Raw genomic sequence first — 17,247 nt, 5'->3', positions numbered from 1 at the left:
TTCCGGCCGCCCCACACCCACTCGCGGCGGTTGTTTGGGTGGGGGGGGTCTGGGGCTCAACACCATTGTTAAATTTAAAAATTTTGTAAACCGGTGGGGGGGGGGGGGGGGGGCCCCCCCCCCCCGCCCCACCGCGTTGTCGCAGGTGCGCCGGGGTCCGGCTACATCCGGGAGACGTTCCGCTCGTACACCAGGCGCAGGCCGATGAGGGTCAGCCAGGGCTCGTGCTCGTCGATCACGGAGGACTCGCCCAACACCATCGGAGCAAGACCGCCCGTCGCGATGACCGTGACGTCGTCGGGGTCGGCCGCCAGTTCCTTCTTCATCCGGGCGACGACCCCGTCGACCTGGCCGGCGAAGCCGTAGATGATGCCCGCCTGCATCGCCTCGACCGTGTTCTTGCCGATCACGCTGCGCGGCCGGGCCAGCTCGATCTTGCGGAGCTGGGCGCCCCTGACGCCGAGTGCCTCGACCGAGATCTCGATGCCGGGCGCGATCACGCCGCCGGTGTACTCGCCCCGGGCGGAGACCGCGTCGAAGGTGGTGGCCGTGCCGAAGTCGACGACGATCGCCGGACCGCCGTACAGGTCGACGGCGGCGACCGCGTTGATGATGCGGTCCGCGCCGACCTCCTTCGGGTTGTCCATGAGGATCGGCACGCCGGTCTTGATGCCGGGCTCCACCAGGACGGCGGGCACGTCGCCGTAGTAGCGGCGGGTGACCTCGCGCAACTCGTGCAGGACGGCGGGGACCGTGGAGCAGATCGCGATGCCCTCGATGCCGTCGCCGAGTTCCTCGCCGAGCAGCGGGTGCATGCCCATCAGACCCTGGAGCAGGACCGCGAGCTCGTCGGCGGTGCGGCGGGCGTCGGTGGAGATCCGCCAGTGCTCGACGATCTCCTCCCCGTCGAACAGGCCGAGGACGGTGTGGGTGTTGCCGACGTCGATGGTGAGCAGCATCAGGCTTCGGCCCCGTCGGTGTCGCGGAAGTCCAGGCCGATGTCGAGGATCGGCGAGGAGTGGGTGAGCGCGCCGACGGCAAGGTAGTCGACGCCCGCCTCGGCGTAGGCGCGCGCGGTGTCGAGGGAGAGCCGTCCGGACGACTCCAGGACCGCGCGGCCACCGACCAGGGCGACGGCCTCGGCGGTCTGCGAGGGGGTGAAGTTGTCCAGCAGGATCAGGTCGGCACCCGCGTCGATGACCTCGCGGACCTGTTGCAGGGTGTCGACCTCGACCTCGATCGGCACGTCCGGGAAGGCGTCCCGTACCCGCTTGAACGCCTCGGCCACCCCGCCCGCCGCGATGACGTGGTTGTCCTTGACCAGTGCGGCGTCCGAGAGCGACATGCGGTGGTTGACGCCGCCGCCGCAGCGCACCGCGTACTTCTCCATGGCGCGCAGGCCGGGCGTGGTCTTGCGGGTGTCGCGGACCTCGGCCCCGGTGCCCTCCAGCACGTCGGCCCAGGCGCGGGTGGCGGTCGCGATGCCGGAGAGCCTGCACAGCAGGTTGAGCGCGCTGCGCTCGCCGGTGAGCAGGTCGCGGGTGCGGGTGGTGACGGTCAGCAGCTTCTGGCCGGGGACGACCCGGTCGCCGTCCTCGACGTGGCGCTCGACCGCGAACTCGTCGGTGCAGACGATGGACAGGACCGCCTCGGCGATGCGCAGCCCGGCCACGACACCGTTCTCGCGGGCGGTGAAGTCGCCGGTGGCCACGGCGTCCTCGGCGACGGTGGCGACGGTGGTGACGTCGACGCCGCCGTCGAGGTCCTCCGCGAGGGCGACGTGCGCGACGTCCTCGACCTGGACCGGGTCCAGACCCGCGTCGGCGAGGAGCCGGGCCAGGTCGGGATCGAGACCGCACTCCAGGTCGTCGATGTCCCCGCCGCAGCCGCAGCCGTCCCCGCAGCCGCCCGCGGACGGTGCGGGCACACCGATCTGGATCAGCGGTACGTCCACGGGTTCGGGGCGCGGGTTCTCTTCGGGCGTGCTCACGGTTACGACTCCTCGGTGACGTCGGAGGGGTGGTTCGGGGGTGCTGCTGCGCAGTGTGACGGCTGTGCGGGGTCCACGGGGCCGAATGCCTCGGTCTCCGTCCGGCGCAGGACCGGACGGCGCTCGGGGGTGAGCCGGACGACGAGGTGGCGGCGCCAGTTCTCGTCGTCGCGCTCGGGCCGGTCCTCGCGCCAGTGGCAGCCGCGGGTCTCCTCGCGCCGCCGGGCGGCGGCGACCAGGACGCGCGAGACGAGCAGCAGGTTGGTGGCCTCCCACGCGTGGACGCCGGGCTCCACGGGCTTCGGCCCGTCCGTGCTCCCGTCCCCGGCGGCGGCCCGGACGGCGTCGTCGTGGAGGGCTTCGAGCGCCTCGGCGGCGGCGGCCAGGCCCTCGGCGGAGCGCAGGACACCGGCGCCGCGGGTCATGATCCGCTGGACGGCGGTCCGGGCCCCGGGGTCGAGCAGCGGGGAGGGGGCCGGGCCGGGGTCGGTGACCGCGGCGCCCGCGCGGGGCAGGTGCCCGACGATGTCCGCCGCGATGCGCTCGGCGAAGACGAGGCCCTCCAGCAGCGAGTTGGACGCCAGCCGGTTGGCACCGTGCACACCGGTGCAGGCGACCTCGCCGCAGGCGTACAGGCCGGGCACGGTGGTACGGCCCCGCAGGTCGGTGCGGACGCCGCCGGAGGCGTAGTGCGCGGCGGGCGACACCGGGATCGGCTCGGTGACCGGGTCGATGCCGTGGGTGCGGCAGGCGGCCAGGATGGTGGGGAAGCGTTGTTCCCACATCCCGGCGCCGAAGTGGCGGGCGTCGAGGTACATGTGCTCGGTGCCGTGCCGTTCCATCTGCCGGGTGATGGCCTTGGCGACGATGTCGCGCGGGGCAAGCTCGGCGAGTTCGTGCTGTCCGAGCATGAAGCGGGTGCCGGACGCGTCGACGAGATGGGCGCCCTCGCCCCGTACCGCCTCCGACACCAGCGGCTGCTGGCCCTCGGAACCGGCGCCGAGGAAGAGGACCGTGGGGTGGAACTGGACGAATTCGAGGTCGGAGACCTCCGCGCCCGCCCGCAGCGCCAGGGCGACGCCGTCGCCGGTGGAGACCGCCGGGTTGGTGGTGGCGGAGAAGACCTGACCCATGCCGCCGGTGGCGAGGACCACGGCGGGGGCCCGGACCGCGCCGACGCCGTCGTGCCTGCCCTCGCCCATGACGTGCAGGGTGACGCCCGCGGTACGGCCCTCGGCGTCGGTGAGGAGGTCCAGGACGAGGGCGTTCTCGACCGTGTGCAGGGCCGCCTCGCGGACCGCGTCGACGAGGGCCCGGGAGATCTCGGCCCCCGTGGCGTCGCCGCCCGCGTGGGCGATGCGGCGGCGGTGGTGACCGCCCTCGCGGGTCAGCGCGATGTCGCCGCCGTCCGTGGTGTCGAAGCGGGCGCCGGTCCCGATGAGCCGACGCACCGCGTCCGGGCCCTCGGTGACCAGGGCGCGGACCGCGTCCTCGTCGCACAGGCCCGCGCCCGCGACCAGGGTGTCGTCCAGGTGCTGCTGGGGGGTGTCGCCCTCGCCGAGGGCCGCGGCGATGCCGCCCTGTGCCCAGCGGGTGGAGCCGTCGTCGAGGCGGGCCTTGGTGACGACGACGGTGGCGAGGCCCGCGGCGGCGCAGCGCAGTGCGGCGGTGAGACCGGCCACGCCCGAGCCGACCACCACGACGTCGGCGTCGATGGACCAGCCGGGGGCAGGGGCGGTCAGCCGTATTCCGGTCACGTGGTGGCTCCGAAGGTCAGCGGGATGTTGTCGATGAGGCGGGTCGTGCCGACCCGCGCGGCGACGGCGAGGATCGCCTCGCCGGTGGTGCGGTCGTCGGGGATCTCGGTGAAGTCGGCCGGGTCCACGAGCGCGAGGTAGTCCAGGGCCAGCGGCGGCTGTTCGGCGGCCGCGTCGTCGAGGATCAGTTGCGCGGCGGCCCGCACGGCCGCCGGTCCGTCGACGGGGCGGGCCAGGGCCACCGCCTGGGTGTCGGCGGCGGCGCGGGCCTCGCCGAGCGCGGTGAGCGCGGCGGCCCGGCCGGTGGTCGCCGCGGTGGTCTGCGCGCGGGCGTGCAGCGCCTGCTGGGCGGCGAGCCTGTCGTGTGCCGCGAACAGGGCCCGGGACAGGGCGAGGGCGGTGTGCCGTTCCCCGGGGTCCAGGAAGCGGTTGCGGCTGGACAGGGCAAGCCCGTCCGGCTCGCGGACCGTCTCCACTCCGACGATCTCCACGGGGAAGTTCAGATCGCGCGCCATGCGCCGGATCAGGGCAAGCTGCTGGGCGTCCTTCTGCCCGTAGAACGCCAGGTCGGGGCGGGTGAGGTGGAGGAGCTTGGCGACGACGGTGAGCATGCCGTCGAAGTGCCCGGGGCGCGAGGCGCCTTCGAGCCGCTCGCCCATGGGGCCCGCCGAGATCCGGACCTGCGGTTCGCCGCCGGGGTAGACCTCCTCGACGGACGGCGCGAAGACGGCGTCCGCACCGGCCGCCCCCGCCACGGCGACGTCGGCGTCGAGGGTCCGGGGGTAGCGCTCCAGGTCGGCGGCCTCGCCGAACTGGAGCGGGTTGACGAAGACGGTGACGACGACCTGGCCGTCCCGGCCCGCGGCGGCGCGTGCGGCACGGATCAGGGTGGCGTGGCCCTCGTGCAGGGCGCCCATCGTCATGACGACGGCCCGCAGGCCGTTGCGAGGGGCGAAGCCGGCCAGCTCGGCGGCCGTGCGGAGCAGGACCGCCCCCGGGCTTCCGGCGGACGCGTGAAGGCCGGACGCGTGAGGACCGGACGCGTGAGGACCGGACGCGGAGGCGGGGGACGCGGAGGCGGGCGCGACGGGCGCGTGCGCGGAGGTCGTGGTCATGGTTGCGGTGCTGTCGGTGGTGGGGCGGGGGCTGTCGGCGGCGGTGGGGCGGGGGGCGCCGGCACCGCCCGGTGCGTGGGTCATCGCGACTCCCCGGGTCCGGGGCCGCCCGTGGTGCCGGGGTCGTCGGCGAGGACTCCGAGCAGGTCCTCGGCCGGTTCCGGCTTGAGCATGCCGTGGGCGAGCGCACGGTCGGCGGTGGCACGGGCCATCGCGACGTACCCGGCCACGGCCTGTGGCGCGTGCCTGCGCAGCTCGCCGATGTGCGCGGCGACCGTGCCCGCGTCGCCGCGGGCCACCGGGCCGGTCAGGGCGGCGTCGCCGGAGCGCAGGGCGTTGTCGAGCGCGGCACCGAGGAGCGGGCCGAGCATCCGGTCGGGGGCGGCGACCCCGGCCGTGCGCAGCAGTTCCATCGACTGGGCGACCAGGGTGACCAGGTGGTTCGCGCCGAGCGCGAGCGCCGCGTGGTAGAGCGGGCGGGACTCCTCCGCGATCCACTCGGGCTCGCCGCCCATCTCGATGACCAGCGCCTCGGCGGCGAGCCGCAGCTCTTCGGGGGCGGTCACTCCGAAGGAACAGCCGGCCAGCCGCTGGACGTCGACGGGGGTGCCGGTGAACGTCATCACCGGGTGCAGGGCCAGCGGCAGCGCACCGGCCCGCAGGGCGGGGTCCAGCACCTTCGTCCCGTACCGCCCCGACGCGTGGACGATGAGCTGGCCGGGCCGCACCGCACCGGTTCCGGCAAGGCCCTCGACCAGGCCGGGAAGGGCGTCGTCGGGCACGGTCAGCAGGACGAGTTCGGCGCGGGCGAGCACCTCGGCGGGCGCCACCAGCGGTACTTCCGGCAGCAGCTCGGCCGCCCTGCGCACCGACGCGTCGGAGACGCCGGAGACGGCGACCGGGCGGTGCCCGGCGAGGCGCAGGGAGGCGGCGAGCGCGGGGCCGACGCGGCCCGCGCCCACGACGCCGACCGTGAGTCGGGCGGGACGGTCCCTCGCGTCGAGGGGCTCCTTGGAATTCGTTGTGTTCACGCGGCGGTGGCCTTCCGTTCCAGTCCGCAGGGGGTACCGGACGATTCCTCTGCATGCTACGCCAGCGCTTCGCCCGGGCCCCGGCCGTCCACAGCCTGTGGGCGAGGCCCGCGGACCGCGGAGGCGGGGCGCAAAGGGCCCCGGGCGCGGAACGGAGCGCGACAGGAACGGTACGGACGGCGACGGGCACCGGGCGGAGAGCCCCGAAAACCATGCGGGCCCGGGGTCCGCCCTGCGTGATGATCGTGCCATGACGGATACGGCAGACACGGACGAACAAGCACGGCGGGAACGGCCCCGGCAGGAGGCCGCTCCGGCGGACGGACAGCCGCACGAGGACAGTCGCGCGGCGCGCGACGAGCAGCGGCTGCGCCGGGTACGGGCCTGGCACTCGGCCGACCGGACCCTGTGGCGACCGCACATGCACGTCCCGCTCGGTGAGCGCCTGGCGGAGCTGGTGGCGGACGCCGGGGGCGTCACCGATCTCGACCGTCCCACGGACATGTACGGGGACGGCGTGGTCGCCGAACTGGAGGAGCGGATCGCGGAGCTGCTGGGCAAGGAGGCGGTGGCGTTCTTCCCGACCGGGACGATGGCGCAGCAGGTCGCACTGCGGTGCTGGGCCGGGCGCACGGGCAACCCCGTGGTCGCCCTGCACCCGCTGTCCCACCCCGAGGTGCACGAGCGCGGCGCGCTGGGCGTGGTGAGCGGCCTGCGCACCGTCCACCCGACGTCCGAGCCCCGGCAGCCCACGGCAGAGGAGATCCGTGACCTCGACGAGCCGTTCGGCACGCTGATGCTGGAGCTGCCGTTGCGCGACGCCGGTTTCCTCCTGCCCACCTGGGAGGAGCTCCAGGACGTGGTGGCGGCGGCGCGGGAACGCGATGCCGTGGTCCACCTCGACGGGGCGCGGCTGTGGGAGTGCGCCCCGCACTTCGGGCGGGAGCCGGCGGAGATCGCGGCGCTCGCGGACAGTGTGTACGTCTCGTTCTACAAGACGCTGGGCGGGCTCTCCGGGGCGGCGCTGGCCGGCCCCGAGTCCCTGATCGAGGAGGCCCGCACCTGGCGGCACCGCTACGGCGGCCAGTTGTTCCAGCAGTTCCCGGCGGCGCTCGCCGCGCTGATCGGACTGGACCGGGAGCTGCCCCGGCTGCCGTCGTACGTGGCGCAGGCGAAGGTGGTGGCCGAGGCGCTGGTGGAGGGCTTCGAGGCGTCCGGCGTCGGCTGGTACCGGGTGCATCCGGAGCCGCCGCACACGCACCAGTTCCAGGTGTGGCTGCCGTACCCGGCGGCCGTCCTGACGGAGGCGGCGGTGCGGCAGGCGGAGGAGACGGGGGTGGTGCTCTTCTCCAGCTGGCACACCACGTCGGCCGGTCCGCCCGGTGTGGCGTTCACCGAGGTCACGGTGGGACGGGAAGGGCTGGAGTGGACGGCGGCCGACGTCCGGGAGGCGGTCGCGGCGTTCCTGGAGCTGGTGGCGTCCGCCTGAGGACCTGCCTGTCGGACGGCACACCGCGTCCTGCCCGCCCACCGCATTGCCCGCTCACCGCATCGGCCGGACGCGGCGGGTGCGCGGGGCGCGGGCACGGCGGCGGGTGAACAGGTCCCGCGGCACCGTCCGCCACCGGCCGCACGGTAACGAGCCGGGGAGGCCGAACGGCGTCCGTGGACCCGCCCCGGTCCGGGCCCCGCCGCCGCGCCCCGTCGTTTGACGACCCCCGTCAAACGACGGGGGCCTTCCGCACGCGACCCCGCACCATGGAGGGGTGAGCGTGCACATCGACATCAAGGGGCTGGCCCCCGAACGCATCGTCTTCGAGACCTCTCCCCTGGCCGAACTGTGCCTGGCCCTGCACGCCCTCTCCGAGCCCGGTCACCACCCGGGCCTGCACGGCTGGGCGACGGCGACCGCCAGCGCGCTGGAACCCGATCTCGCCGACCGGCTGCACGAGGCCGACTTCCTGTGGCGCCACACGTTCTCGGACATCTTCCTGGCGTTCGCCGGGGTCCGCGGCGGCAACGGCGGAACGGGCGCGAACCTCGCCGAGGACCTGGACGTCCTCGACCGCCTCGACGACGAGCGGTTCGTCTCCGCCGCCCTGGAGTTCACCTGCACCAGCCTGTACGGGGTCGGCGCGCCCTCCCCGCTCGGCAACGCGACGATGGGTGCCAGGGCCCTGGAGATGGCGGCGGCGCGCGGCCCCCGGCAGGTGGAGTTCACCCAGCAGCTGCTGGCCGATCCCGCCCCGGTGCGCCGCTGGGTCCGGCGCCTCTTCGAGGACTGCGACCAGGCGTTCTTCGCCGACACCTGGCAGCGGGTGCGGGTCCAGCTGGTCGCCGACGCCCGGCACAAGACGGATGTGCTGCGGCGCAAGGGGCTCGCCGAGGCGCTGGCGGCGGTGTCCCCGGCGCTGAGCGTCGACGAGGCGGGGAGCAGGATCAGCGCCGACAAGCTGACCGAGGGCCGTACCAGCGCCGTGGACCTCGGGCTCACCCTCATCCCGTCCACCTTCGGCTGGCCGCACCTGAACCTGCTGCACGCACCGGGCTGGCGTCCGGTGATCCACTACCCCGTGCACCAGCCGGAACTGCCCTGCCCGGCCTCCGTGGAACTGCTCCAACTGCGCATGGAGGCACTGGCCCACCCGATGCGGATGCGCCTGTGCCGCCATCTCGCCCGCTCCGCGCACACCACCGGCGAACTCGCGGAAACGCACGGCATCACGGCCCCCGAGGTCTCCCGGCACCTGTCGGTGCTGAAGAAGGCGGGCCTGGTCACCACCCGTCGGCGCGGCCGGTACGTACTGCACCAACTGGATCTGACCACCGTGGCCCGGCTCGGCAGCGACTTCCTGGAAGGCATCCTGCGCTGATCCGGGCCGCCGCCGGCCGGAGGCCGCGGTCAGGCTCTCAGCCGACGCCGCCCATTCCCCCGGCCCGGACCATCCCGGTCTCGTACGCGAGGACGACGACCTGCACCCGGTCGCGCAGCCCCAGTTTCGTGAGGATGCGGCCGACATGCGTCTTCACGGTCGCCTCGGAGAGCACCAGGCGCGCCGCGATCTCGCCGTTCGACAGGCCCTGCGCGACCAGCAGCATCACCTCGCGCTCGCGCTCGGTGAGCCGTGCGATGCCCTCGTGCCTCGGTTCGCTCGCACCGCTCGGCAGCATCGGCGAGAAGCGGTCGAGCAGCCGGCGGGTGGTGGACGGGGCGACGACGGCGTCGCCGCTGTGCACCGCGCGGATCGCGCTGAGCAGTTCGGCGGGCGGGACGTCCTTGAGCATGAAGCCGCTGGCCCCGGCCTTCAGCCCGGAGAACGCGTACTCGTCGAGGTCGAACGTGGTCAGGATGAGCACCTTGGGGGCGCCCGGCTGCGCACAGATGCGCCGGGTGGCCTCGACTCCGTCCAGTCGCGGCATCCGGACGTCCATGAGCACCACGTCCACGGCGGTGGAGCGCAGGACGTCGACCGCCTCCGCGCCGTCGCCGGCCTCGGCCACGACCTCCATGTCCGGCTGGGCGGCGAGCACCATCCGGAAACCGGTGCGCAGGAGCACCTGGTCGTCGACGAGCATCACGCGGATCGCCATGAGGGTTCTGTCTCCTGTCTGTCCCGCTTCGTCCGAAGCGTGAGGTCCGGTGGAACGGTGTTCCGGGTGCGTGCGGTGCGGTCGTACCAAGGTCCGACCGGTGGAACCGACCCGGCAGGCCCGACCGGAGGAACCGGCCGGCAGGCCCGGCCCGGCGGGCGGATCCGCCGGGCCCGGCGTCAACGCGCCGGTTTGAGCGGCAGCAGCGCACTGATCCGGAAGCCGCCGCCGGGCCGGGGCCCGGCGTCCAGCGTGCCGCCGACCATGCCGACGCGTTCACGCATCCCGATCATCCCGTGTCCCGCGCCGTCGGCGCCCCCGTCCTCGTACAGCTCGTGCGAGGCGCCCCGTCCGTCGTCCTCGACGAGCAGTCCGAGTCCGTCGTCGAAGTAGACGAGGCGCACACTGGCACCGGCGTCCGGGCCGCCGTGCTTGCGGGTGTTCGTCAGCGCCTCCTGCACGATGCGGTACGCGGTGAGCTCGACGCTGCTGGGGAGCGGACGCGGCGTGCCCTCGATCTTGAAGTCGACGGTCAGCCCGGCCTGCCGGACCTGCTCGATCAGGACCTCGATCTGGTCCACGTCGGGCTGCGGAACGTACTCCCCGGCCTCCTCGGTGTCGCCGGTGCGCAGTACCCCGAGCAGCCGCCGCATCTCGGCGAGGGCCTGCCTGCCGGTGCCGGAGATGGTCTCCAGGGCCTGTTTGGCCTGGTCGGGGGCCGTGTCCATGACGTATGCCGCGCCGTCGGCCTGCACCACCATCACCGACACGTTGTGCGCGACGACGTCGTGCAGCTCACGGGCGATACGGGCGCGCTCGGCCGCCACCGCGACCTTCGACTGCGCCTCGCGCTCCCGCTCCAGCCGGGCGGCACGCTCCTCCAGCTGGGTGAAGTAGGCGCGCCGGGTCCGCATCGAGTCGCCCAGCACCCAGGCCAGCACGAACGGCACGGTCATCACGACACCCATGAAGGTCTGCTGCGCCCAGCTGCTGTACAGCTCCGGCTGCGACCAGCGGAGTTGCGCGATCCCGGCCGCGCACAGGCTGCAGACCAGCGCGAGCCGGGACGCCCAGCGCCGCCCGACGGCGGCCACCGTGAAGACGATCACCAGCATCGCGAAGTTCATGAGGCCCGGCCGGACGCCGGACAGCAGTTGCACCAGGCCCGCCCCGACGGCCAGCAGCAGCATCTTCTCCGGCGCGCGACGGCGCAGCGCCACGACGGTGCAGAGTCCGAGGACGACCAGCACGAAGACCGGCAGATCGTGCTCTTCGCCCGCTTTCGCCGCCGACAGGCCGGAGAGCCCGAGGAGGAAGACAGCCCAGAAGGTGTCGACGCCCGTCGGGTGTCTGCGGAGGAAGTCGTAGAGACGCTGCACGTGCCCCAGGGTAGGGACAGACGGAAGGCGCGCGGGTCAGCCGAAGGGCCGATCCGGCCTGCTGGACCGTACTCCCCAAGGTGGAGACTTGGGAACGTGACGGACGAGTGGCGTGGGTGGCGGGAGGCGGCGGAGGCCGCCCTGTACGGGGACGCGGGGTTCTACCGGAGTAGCGAGGGACCGGCCGGACACTTCCGTACCTCCGTCCACGCATCTCCGCTGTTCGCCACCGCCGTCGCCCGGCTGCTGGTGAGGACGGCGCGGGAGCTGGACGTCGACGAGGTCGATCTCGTCGATGTCGGGGCGGGGCGCGGTGAACTGCTCACCGGGGTGCTGGCGGCGCTTCCCGCCGAGGGCGCCGACGGTCTCCTCGTGCGGGCGTGCGCCGTGGAACGCGCCGCCCGGCCGGACGGTCTCGATCCCCGGATCGAGTGGTGCGCCGAACCGCCGCAGCACACCTGCGGGCTGCTGTTCGCCAACGAGTGGCTGGACAACGTGCCGACCGAGGTCGCCGAGACGGACGCGGACGGTGTCGACCGCTACGTCCTGGTCCGGGTCTCGGACGGTGCGGAGCGGCTGGGCGAGCCGGTGACCGGGGCCGACGCGCGGTGGCTGCGGCGGTGGTGGCCGTCGGACGGGCCGGGCCGCCGGGCGGAGATCGGGCGCCCGCGCGACGAGGCGTGGGCGCGGGCGGTGTCCACGCTGGACGGCGGGCTCGCGGTGGCGGTGGACTACGCCCACGCGTACGGGGAACGGCCGCCCTTCGGGACGCTCACCGGTTTCCGGTCGGGCCGCGAGGTGCGGCCGGTGCCGGACGGCAGCTGCGACCTCACCTCGCACGTGGCACTGGACTCCTGCGCGGCGGCGGGGGCGCCGGGCGGGCCCGACGGGGGCACCGGGCCCTCGACGCCGCCCCGGCCCGAGGTGCTGACGCAGCGCGAGGCGCTGCGCCGGCTCGGCATCGACGGCGGGCGCCCGCCCCTGTCCCTGGCGACGACCGACCCGGCCGGATACGTACGGGCCCTCGCCGCGGCGGGCGAGGCCGCGGAGCTGACGGCCCGGGGCGGCCTGGGGGACTTCGGCTGGCTGACGCAACGCGTCGACCGGTCGGACCACGCACACCGCGGGCGGCCCGGCCGCCGCACGGCGCGCACGGGCCGAGAGCCTGTCGGGTGACCTTCGGCCGGAAAGCGGACGCGGCATGGTGCGTGCGATTCCCGGGCGCCGGGAGGGCCCAGTAGCGGAGCTGCTCGGCCCTCCCGGCAACGCCGGAGGCGTGCGTGCCAGGACGTGGCCGCCCGGCCAGAGGCCACCCGACAGGATCTGAGCGGCACCGGAATCACGCGCTGTGCGGTCCGTGCGCCCGGAGGGCACGCACCGGCCGGGCGGCGCGGGGAGCACCGCGCCACCCACCGCCCCGTCACCCCGCCGTTCAGGGAATACTGGCCGCATGACGGAGACGACAGTCGGCATCGGCGGCGCGGCGGAGAGCACCGACATGGTGCTCAACATCGGTCCTCAGCACCCCTCCACCCACGGCGTGCTCCGTCTGCGCATCGTCCTCGACGGCGAGCGCGTCCAGCAGGCCGAACCGGTCATCGGCTACATGCACCGGGGCGCGGAGAAACTGTTCGAGGCCCGCGACTACCGGCAGATCGTGATGCTCGCCAACCGCCACGACTGGCTGTCGGCGTTCTCCAACGAACTGGGCGTCGTCATGGCCGTCGAGCGGATGCTCGGCATGGAGGTCCCGGAGCGCGCGGTCTGGACGCGCACGCTGCTCGCCGAGCTGAACCGGGTCCTGAACCACCTGATGTTCCTCGGCTCGTACCCGCTCGAACTCGGCGGCATCACCCCGGTGTTCCACGCCTTCCGCGAGCGCGAGGAGCTCCAGACCGTCATGGAGGAGATCTCCGGCGGCCGGATGCACTACATGTTCAACCGGGTCGGCGGCCTCAAGGAGGACCTCCCCGCGGGCTGGCTCGGCCGTGCCCGGGACGCGATCGCCTCGGTCCGCTCCCGGATGAACGTGTACGACGACCTGGTGCTCGGCAACGAGATCTTCCGGGGCCGCACCCGCGGCGTGGGGGTGCTGTCCGCCGCGGCCGTGCACGCGTACGGCGTGTCCGGGCCGATCGCCCGCGCCTCGGGCGTCGACTTCGACCTGCGGCGCGACGAGCCGTACCTCGCGTATCCGGAGCTCGGCGACACCCTGCGGGTCGTCACCCGTACAGAGGGCGACTGCCTCGCCCGCTTCGAATGCCTGCTGGAGCAGACGCACAACTCCCTGGACCTGGCGGACGCCTGCCTGGACCGGATGGACGGTCTCGCCCCCGGCCCGATCAACCAGCGGTTGCCCAAGGTGCTGAAGGCCCCCGAGGGCCACACCTACACCTGGACCGAGAACCCGCTGGGCATCAACGGCTACTACCTGGTGTCCAAGGGCGAGAAGACCCCGTACCGGCTGAAGCTCCGCTCCGCCTCGTACAACAACATCCAGGTGCTCGGCGAACTCCTGCCCGGCACCCTGGTCGCCGACATGGTGGCGATCCTGGGCTCGCTCTTCTTCGTCGTCGGCGACATCGACAAGTAGTCCCCGGCGACCTCGACTGCACCGACGCCGCGCGAGGTGCGGCGCGAGCCGCGCGGCGTGCCGCCACGGCGGGCAGCACCCCGCGCGGTTACGAGATCGCGCTGCGCAGCTCCCCCATGTCCAGCTGTTCCGTCTCGTCGTGGGCGGTCAGGTCGATCACCTTGCCGACGGCACGGTTGCCGGCCGTTCCCGTGCGGTGCACGGCCAGGGCCTCCTCGCCCACCACGTCCGCGAGGTCCTCGTTCTGCACGGACTCGATCGCGGCGCGCGCCTTCTGCGCACCGAAGAAGTCGAAGCTGCCCTGCGGGACGTTCCTGCGCCGCGGCGCGGCGTCCGGGGCGACCGGGCTTGCCATCGGCATCGGGCGGGCCGGGGGCAGCGCGGCGGACTGCCGGGGCGCCGGAAGCGGGGTCGGCGGGCGGAGGTGCTTGGCCGCGGACGCGTCCGCGGCGACCGCGTGCCTACCGCGCCGTTCCTCCGCCTCCCGGGCGCGCTCCGCGAGATCCCGCTCCCGCGCCCGTTCGGCGATGCGACGGGCCTCCTGGAGCGCCCCGTTGCGCGACAGGTCCTCCAGCGCCTGGGCGGCGCGCAGGTAGGCGGCGGGGGTCGGGGTGCTGCGCGCGGGCGGCAGCGCCCTGGGCGCGGCGGCTTCGAGTGCGAGCTGCCGACGCCCCTCCAGCGCGCTGGCCCGCCCGGTCTCGGCGTTGGCGTAGCGGCGCAACAGCGCGGCGTGCTCGCCGCGCAGATGGGCGATCTCCACCCGCTTGCGCCGCAGCTTCGTCTCCAGCCGGGCGCGCAGCTCCCGCGCCTCCTCCAGATCGGACTCCAGCTCGGCCAGGCGCTCCTCGGCCCGCCACTCGTCACCGGCACGGGCCCGCTTCAGCTCCGCGACACGAAGGCCCGCTTCCCGGTCCCAGCTGCGCATCAGATACGCGCCCGTCACGGCGGCGGCGGCCGCGACGGCCGCCAGACCGCGCAGGACCAGGGGATCGGCGAGCAGCCAGGCGCCCGCGGCACAGAGGACCGGGACTCCGGCGACGACCGAAGGCGGAAGGATTCTGTGCAGAGGTGGCGAATGGCGATGACGTCCACGTGGCATGGCCTGAAATTTACCGTGTGTAGGAAGCACTTGGGAGGCCGCCCGCCAATCTGTTCCCTGCCGGTTACCTGACACCCTCCTGTCACCCCGAATCCCTACGTCGTTTCCGCTTCCTTCGTTCCCGTTTTCTTCCTCACCGCCGCGTTCCTCACGGCTTCCCGATGAGGCCCTTCGCTCGCAGATAGTCCGCGGCCACATCGGCGGGCTTGGCTCGCTCCGCGTCGACCTTGCGGTTCAGTTCCGCGAGATCCGCGGTGGTGAGCGCCTTGGTGATCTTGCCGAGTGCGTCGGCGACGTCCTGCGATCCCGCGTCCTTCGCATTGACGACCGGCAGAACGTTGTCCGCGTTCTGAAGCTTCTTGTCGTCCTCCAGGAAGACCAGACCATAGCTGTCCAGCACCGCGTCCGTGGTGGTGGTGAGGACCAGTTGGTCCTTGCCGTCCTTGACCGCCTGCTTGGACTGGGGCGTCCCGACTCCCTTGGGGTCGACGCCGGTGACATTGATGCCGTACGTCTTTTCCAGACCCGGCGCGCAGAACGGCCGCACCTCGCACTCGTCGCCCGCGGCGATCTTCACGGCCGCCTTCGACCTGCCGAGATCCGAAAGGCTCCGCAGCTTGTGCTCGGCGGCGAATTCCTTGCTCACCGCGAAGGCGTTCTGGTCGACGGCCGCGCCGAACGGGAGCACCTTCAGTCCGCGTGGTGCGGCGAGCTTCTCCAGCGCCGCGACCGTGGCTGCCGCGTCACCGGAGGCGACCGGCTTCCGCGCGGCCTCCTTCGCCCCGTTCGCCTTCGCGTTGAGGAATTCGGCGATCGTCGCGGCGTATTCGGGAACGACGTCGATCTCGCCCTTCTCCAGGGAGGGTTCGTACAGTTCCCGGTTGGTCACGGTCGTGATGGAGGTGCTGTATCCGGCGTCGGCGAGGATCCGCGCGTACAGCTCGGCGAGCACCTTGGACTCGGTGAAGGAGGCCGCGCCGATGACCAGCGAGCCCTTCGTGCCGGAGCCGCCGGAGCCGTCCGGGCCACCGGACGCGGAGCCGCCCTTGTTCTTCTCCAGGCTGTCGCCGCCGCAGGCGGCGAGCGAGCCCGCCAGCGCGACCACGCCGATGACCGCGCCGGCTATGCGCGAGGTCTTTCTCATCGTTGTTGTTCTCCGTCCGCAGCGACAGGGCTGCACGAGATGGAACAGGGCTGTGGGCAGGGGCGGGGCACCGACGGCGGGCCGGCCGTCATGCCGTCCCGCGACGGCGCAGCGGCGACAGCGTCCGGTCCAGCACCACCAGTACCGCCTCCACCAGCAGGGCGAGCACGGCGACCAGCAGCGCCCCCGCGACCACCTGCGGCGTGTTGTACGTGTTGAAGCCTGCGGTGATGATCCGGCCGAGGCCGCCCTGACCGACCATCGCGGCGATCGTCGCCGTGGCCACCACCTGGACCGCGGCCGAACGGAGCCCGGTCATGATCATCGGGTAGGCCAGGGGGAGTTCGACCCGCAGGAAGAGCTGTCCGCCGGACATCCCCATGCCCCGTGCCGCCTCGGCCACCGAACGGTCGACCTCCGTCATCCCGACGTAGGCGTTGGTGAGCAGCGGCGGCACGGCGAACAGCACCAGCGCGGTGACCGTCGGTATGTACCCGGCGTTGCGCAGCGGCGAGACCATGAAGAGGGCGAGCACCGCGAAGACCGGGATCGCCCGCCCCACGTTGGAGATGTTGACGGCCAGCGCGCCCCCCTTGCCGATGTGCCCGAGGTACAGCGCGAGCGGCAGCGCGAGCGCGCAGGCCACGAGGAGCGCGACACCGCTGACGTAGAGGTGCTCGACGAGCCGGTGGGCGGCCCCGCTCTCCCCGGACCAGTTCGCCCCGGTGGTGAGCCAGGTCCACGCCTGACCGAGAACTCCCATGACTCAGACCGCCTTTGCCGCGGTGTCGACGGAACCGGCCGCCGCGGAAACCGTGTCCCCGGCCGTGCGGCGTATCCGGGTCCAGGGGGTCAGCAGGCGCTGGAGACCCAGCAGGAGCAGATCGGCGACGACCGCGAGCAGGACGCACAGGACCGAGGCGGTGAGCACCTGGGCCTTGAAGAAGCTGGGCAGGGCGTCCCCTATCAGGTTGCCGAGACCGCCCCTGCCGATGATCGAGCCGACCGTCGTCAGGGCGATCGTCGAGACCGTGGCGATTCGCAGGCCGGCCATCACCGCGGGCAGGGCGAGCGGCAGTTCGACCTCCCACAACAGCCGCAGCGGCCCGTACCCCATCCCGCGGGCGGCCTCCTTCGCCTCCTGCGGCACCGCTTCGAGGCCGGCCAGGATGTTCCGGACGAGGATGGTCAGCGAATACAGCACGAGGCCGGTGACGACCAGTGCCGCGGAGAGCCCGAAGAGCGGCAGCAGCAGTGAGAACATCGCCAGCGAGGGCACCGTGTAGAGCACGGTCGTCAGCCCGAGGACCGGCCCGGCGAAATGACGGCCGCGGCGGGCCAGCAGCGCCAGCGGAAAAGCCACCAGCAGCCCGATCAGCACCGACACCGCCGTGATTCCGATGTGCTGGACCGTCGCATCGGTCAACTCCTGGCTACGGGTCCGGAGATACTCCCCGCAGATCCAGTCGTTCGTCACCATGCAGTTCTGTGCGGTCATCCGTCCCCCCACCTCCCGTTCACCGCTCCATGGCGCCGTGCGCCGAAGCA

At 73.2% G+C, this 17,247-nt stretch carries 15 protein-coding genes; 4 read left to right on the top strand and 11 right to left on the bottom strand.

Annotated elements, in window-relative coordinates; translation table 11 throughout:
• Window positions 1-161 precede the first annotated feature (161 nt).
• From ACF1CT_RS24390 to ACF1CT_RS24370, 5 genes are read right to left on the bottom strand one after another with little or no spacing between them, the layout of a single operon-like run.
• On the bottom strand, window positions 162-959 hold the full coding sequence (locus tag ACF1CT_RS24390) for a type III pantothenate kinase (protein ID WP_391786039.1): 798 nt from the start codon (window positions 957-959) through the stop codon (window positions 162-164).
• Window positions 959-1,990, bottom strand: coding sequence for a carboxylating nicotinate-nucleotide diphosphorylase (nadC, locus tag ACF1CT_RS24385; protein ID WP_391786038.1), 1,032 nt, complete (start codon window positions 1,988-1,990; stop codon window positions 959-961). The genes ACF1CT_RS24390 and nadC overlap by 1 nt, the downstream gene beginning before the upstream one ends.
• Window positions 1,991-1,992: 2 nt before the next feature.
• Window positions 1,993-3,747, bottom strand: coding sequence for an L-aspartate oxidase (locus ACF1CT_RS24380; protein ID WP_391786037.1), 1,755 nt, complete (start codon window positions 3,745-3,747; stop codon window positions 1,993-1,995).
• Window positions 3,744-4,946, bottom strand: a complete 1,203-nt coding sequence (gene panC / locus ACF1CT_RS24375; RefSeq protein ID WP_391786036.1) for a pantoate--beta-alanine ligase — start codon at window positions 4,944-4,946, stop codon at window positions 3,744-3,746. Before panC ends, ACF1CT_RS24380 begins: the two co-directional genes overlap by 4 nt.
• Window positions 4,943-5,893: a Rossmann-like and DUF2520 domain-containing protein gene (locus ACF1CT_RS24370; protein WP_391786035.1), complete on the bottom strand. Its 951-nt coding sequence runs from the start codon at window positions 5,891-5,893 to the stop codon at window positions 4,943-4,945. Before ACF1CT_RS24370 ends, panC begins: the two co-directional genes overlap by 4 nt.
• Before the next feature lie 250 nt (window positions 5,894-6,143).
• Here ACF1CT_RS24370 and ACF1CT_RS24365 point away from each other — a divergent pair, with 250 nt between their 5' ends.
• Window positions 6,144-7,382: a threonine aldolase family protein gene (locus ACF1CT_RS24365; protein ID WP_391786034.1), complete on the top strand. Its 1,239-nt coding sequence runs from the start codon at window positions 6,144-6,146 to the stop codon at window positions 7,380-7,382.
• A gap of 283 nt (window positions 7,383-7,665) precedes the next feature.
• Window positions 7,666-8,766, top strand: coding sequence for a DUF5937 family protein (locus ACF1CT_RS24360; RefSeq protein WP_391786080.1), 1,101 nt, complete (start codon window positions 7,666-7,668; stop codon window positions 8,764-8,766).
• A 37-nt stretch (window positions 8,767-8,803) separates the two neighbouring features.
• Here ACF1CT_RS24360 and ACF1CT_RS24355 read toward each other — a convergent pair whose 3' ends face one another.
• Together ACF1CT_RS24355 and ACF1CT_RS24350 are read right to left on the bottom strand one after the other, a co-directional pair.
• Window positions 8,804-9,484 (bottom strand): response regulator, encoded by a 681-nt coding sequence (locus ACF1CT_RS24355; RefSeq protein ID WP_391786033.1) that lies wholly within the window; start codon window positions 9,482-9,484, stop codon window positions 8,804-8,806.
• Between the two features lie 179 nt (window positions 9,485-9,663).
• Window positions 9,664-10,863 (bottom strand): sensor histidine kinase, encoded by a 1,200-nt coding sequence (locus tag ACF1CT_RS24350; protein WP_391786032.1) that lies wholly within the window; start codon window positions 10,861-10,863, stop codon window positions 9,664-9,666.
• Between the two features lie 96 nt (window positions 10,864-10,959).
• Between ACF1CT_RS24350 and ACF1CT_RS24345 the strand changes: the two genes are divergently transcribed.
• Complete coding sequence (locus ACF1CT_RS24345) at window positions 10,960-12,039, top strand: SAM-dependent methyltransferase (protein ID WP_391786031.1); 1,080 nt, start codon at window positions 10,960-10,962, stop codon at window positions 12,037-12,039.
• 274 nt (window positions 12,040-12,313) lie between these two features.
• Entirely contained in the window at window positions 12,314-13,456 is a 1,143-nt protein-coding gene (locus ACF1CT_RS24340) for an NADH-quinone oxidoreductase subunit D (RefSeq protein ID WP_391786030.1), read from the top strand.
• 88 nt (window positions 13,457-13,544) lie between these two features.
• Here the strand turns inward: ACF1CT_RS24340 and ACF1CT_RS24335 are convergent, their stop codons facing one another.
• The 4 genes from ACF1CT_RS24335 to ACF1CT_RS24320 all read right to left on the bottom strand — a co-directional run bounded on the left by ACF1CT_RS24335 (window position 13,545) and on the right by ACF1CT_RS24320 (window position 17,197).
• A complete protein-coding gene (locus ACF1CT_RS24335; RefSeq protein ID WP_391786029.1) occupies window positions 13,545-14,555 on the bottom strand; it encodes a hypothetical protein in 1,011 nt (336 codons plus the stop codon).
• Window positions 14,556-14,703: 148 nt separating this feature from the next.
• Complete coding sequence (locus tag ACF1CT_RS24330; protein ID WP_391786028.1) at window positions 14,704-15,699, bottom strand: ABC transporter substrate-binding protein; 996 nt, start codon at window positions 15,697-15,699, stop codon at window positions 14,704-14,706.
• 88 nt (window positions 15,700-15,787) lie between these two features.
• A complete protein-coding gene (locus tag ACF1CT_RS24325) occupies window positions 15,788-16,462 on the bottom strand; it encodes an ABC transporter permease (RefSeq protein WP_391786027.1) in 675 nt (224 codons plus the stop codon).
• Between the two features lie 3 nt (window positions 16,463-16,465).
• Entirely contained in the window at window positions 16,466-17,197 is a 732-nt protein-coding gene (locus ACF1CT_RS24320; RefSeq protein ID WP_391786026.1) for an ABC transporter permease, read from the bottom strand.
• Window positions 17,198-17,247: the final 50 nt, after the last annotated feature.

Origin of the sequence: Streptomyces sp. NPDC014734 (assembly GCF_043083325.1) — a bacterium.
Classification (GTDB): Bacteria; Actinomycetota; Actinomycetes; order Streptomycetales; family Streptomycetaceae; genus Streptomyces.
The sequence above is the reverse complement of the archived record's forward strand: the minus strand, read 5'-3'. Positions and strand labels throughout refer to the sequence as shown.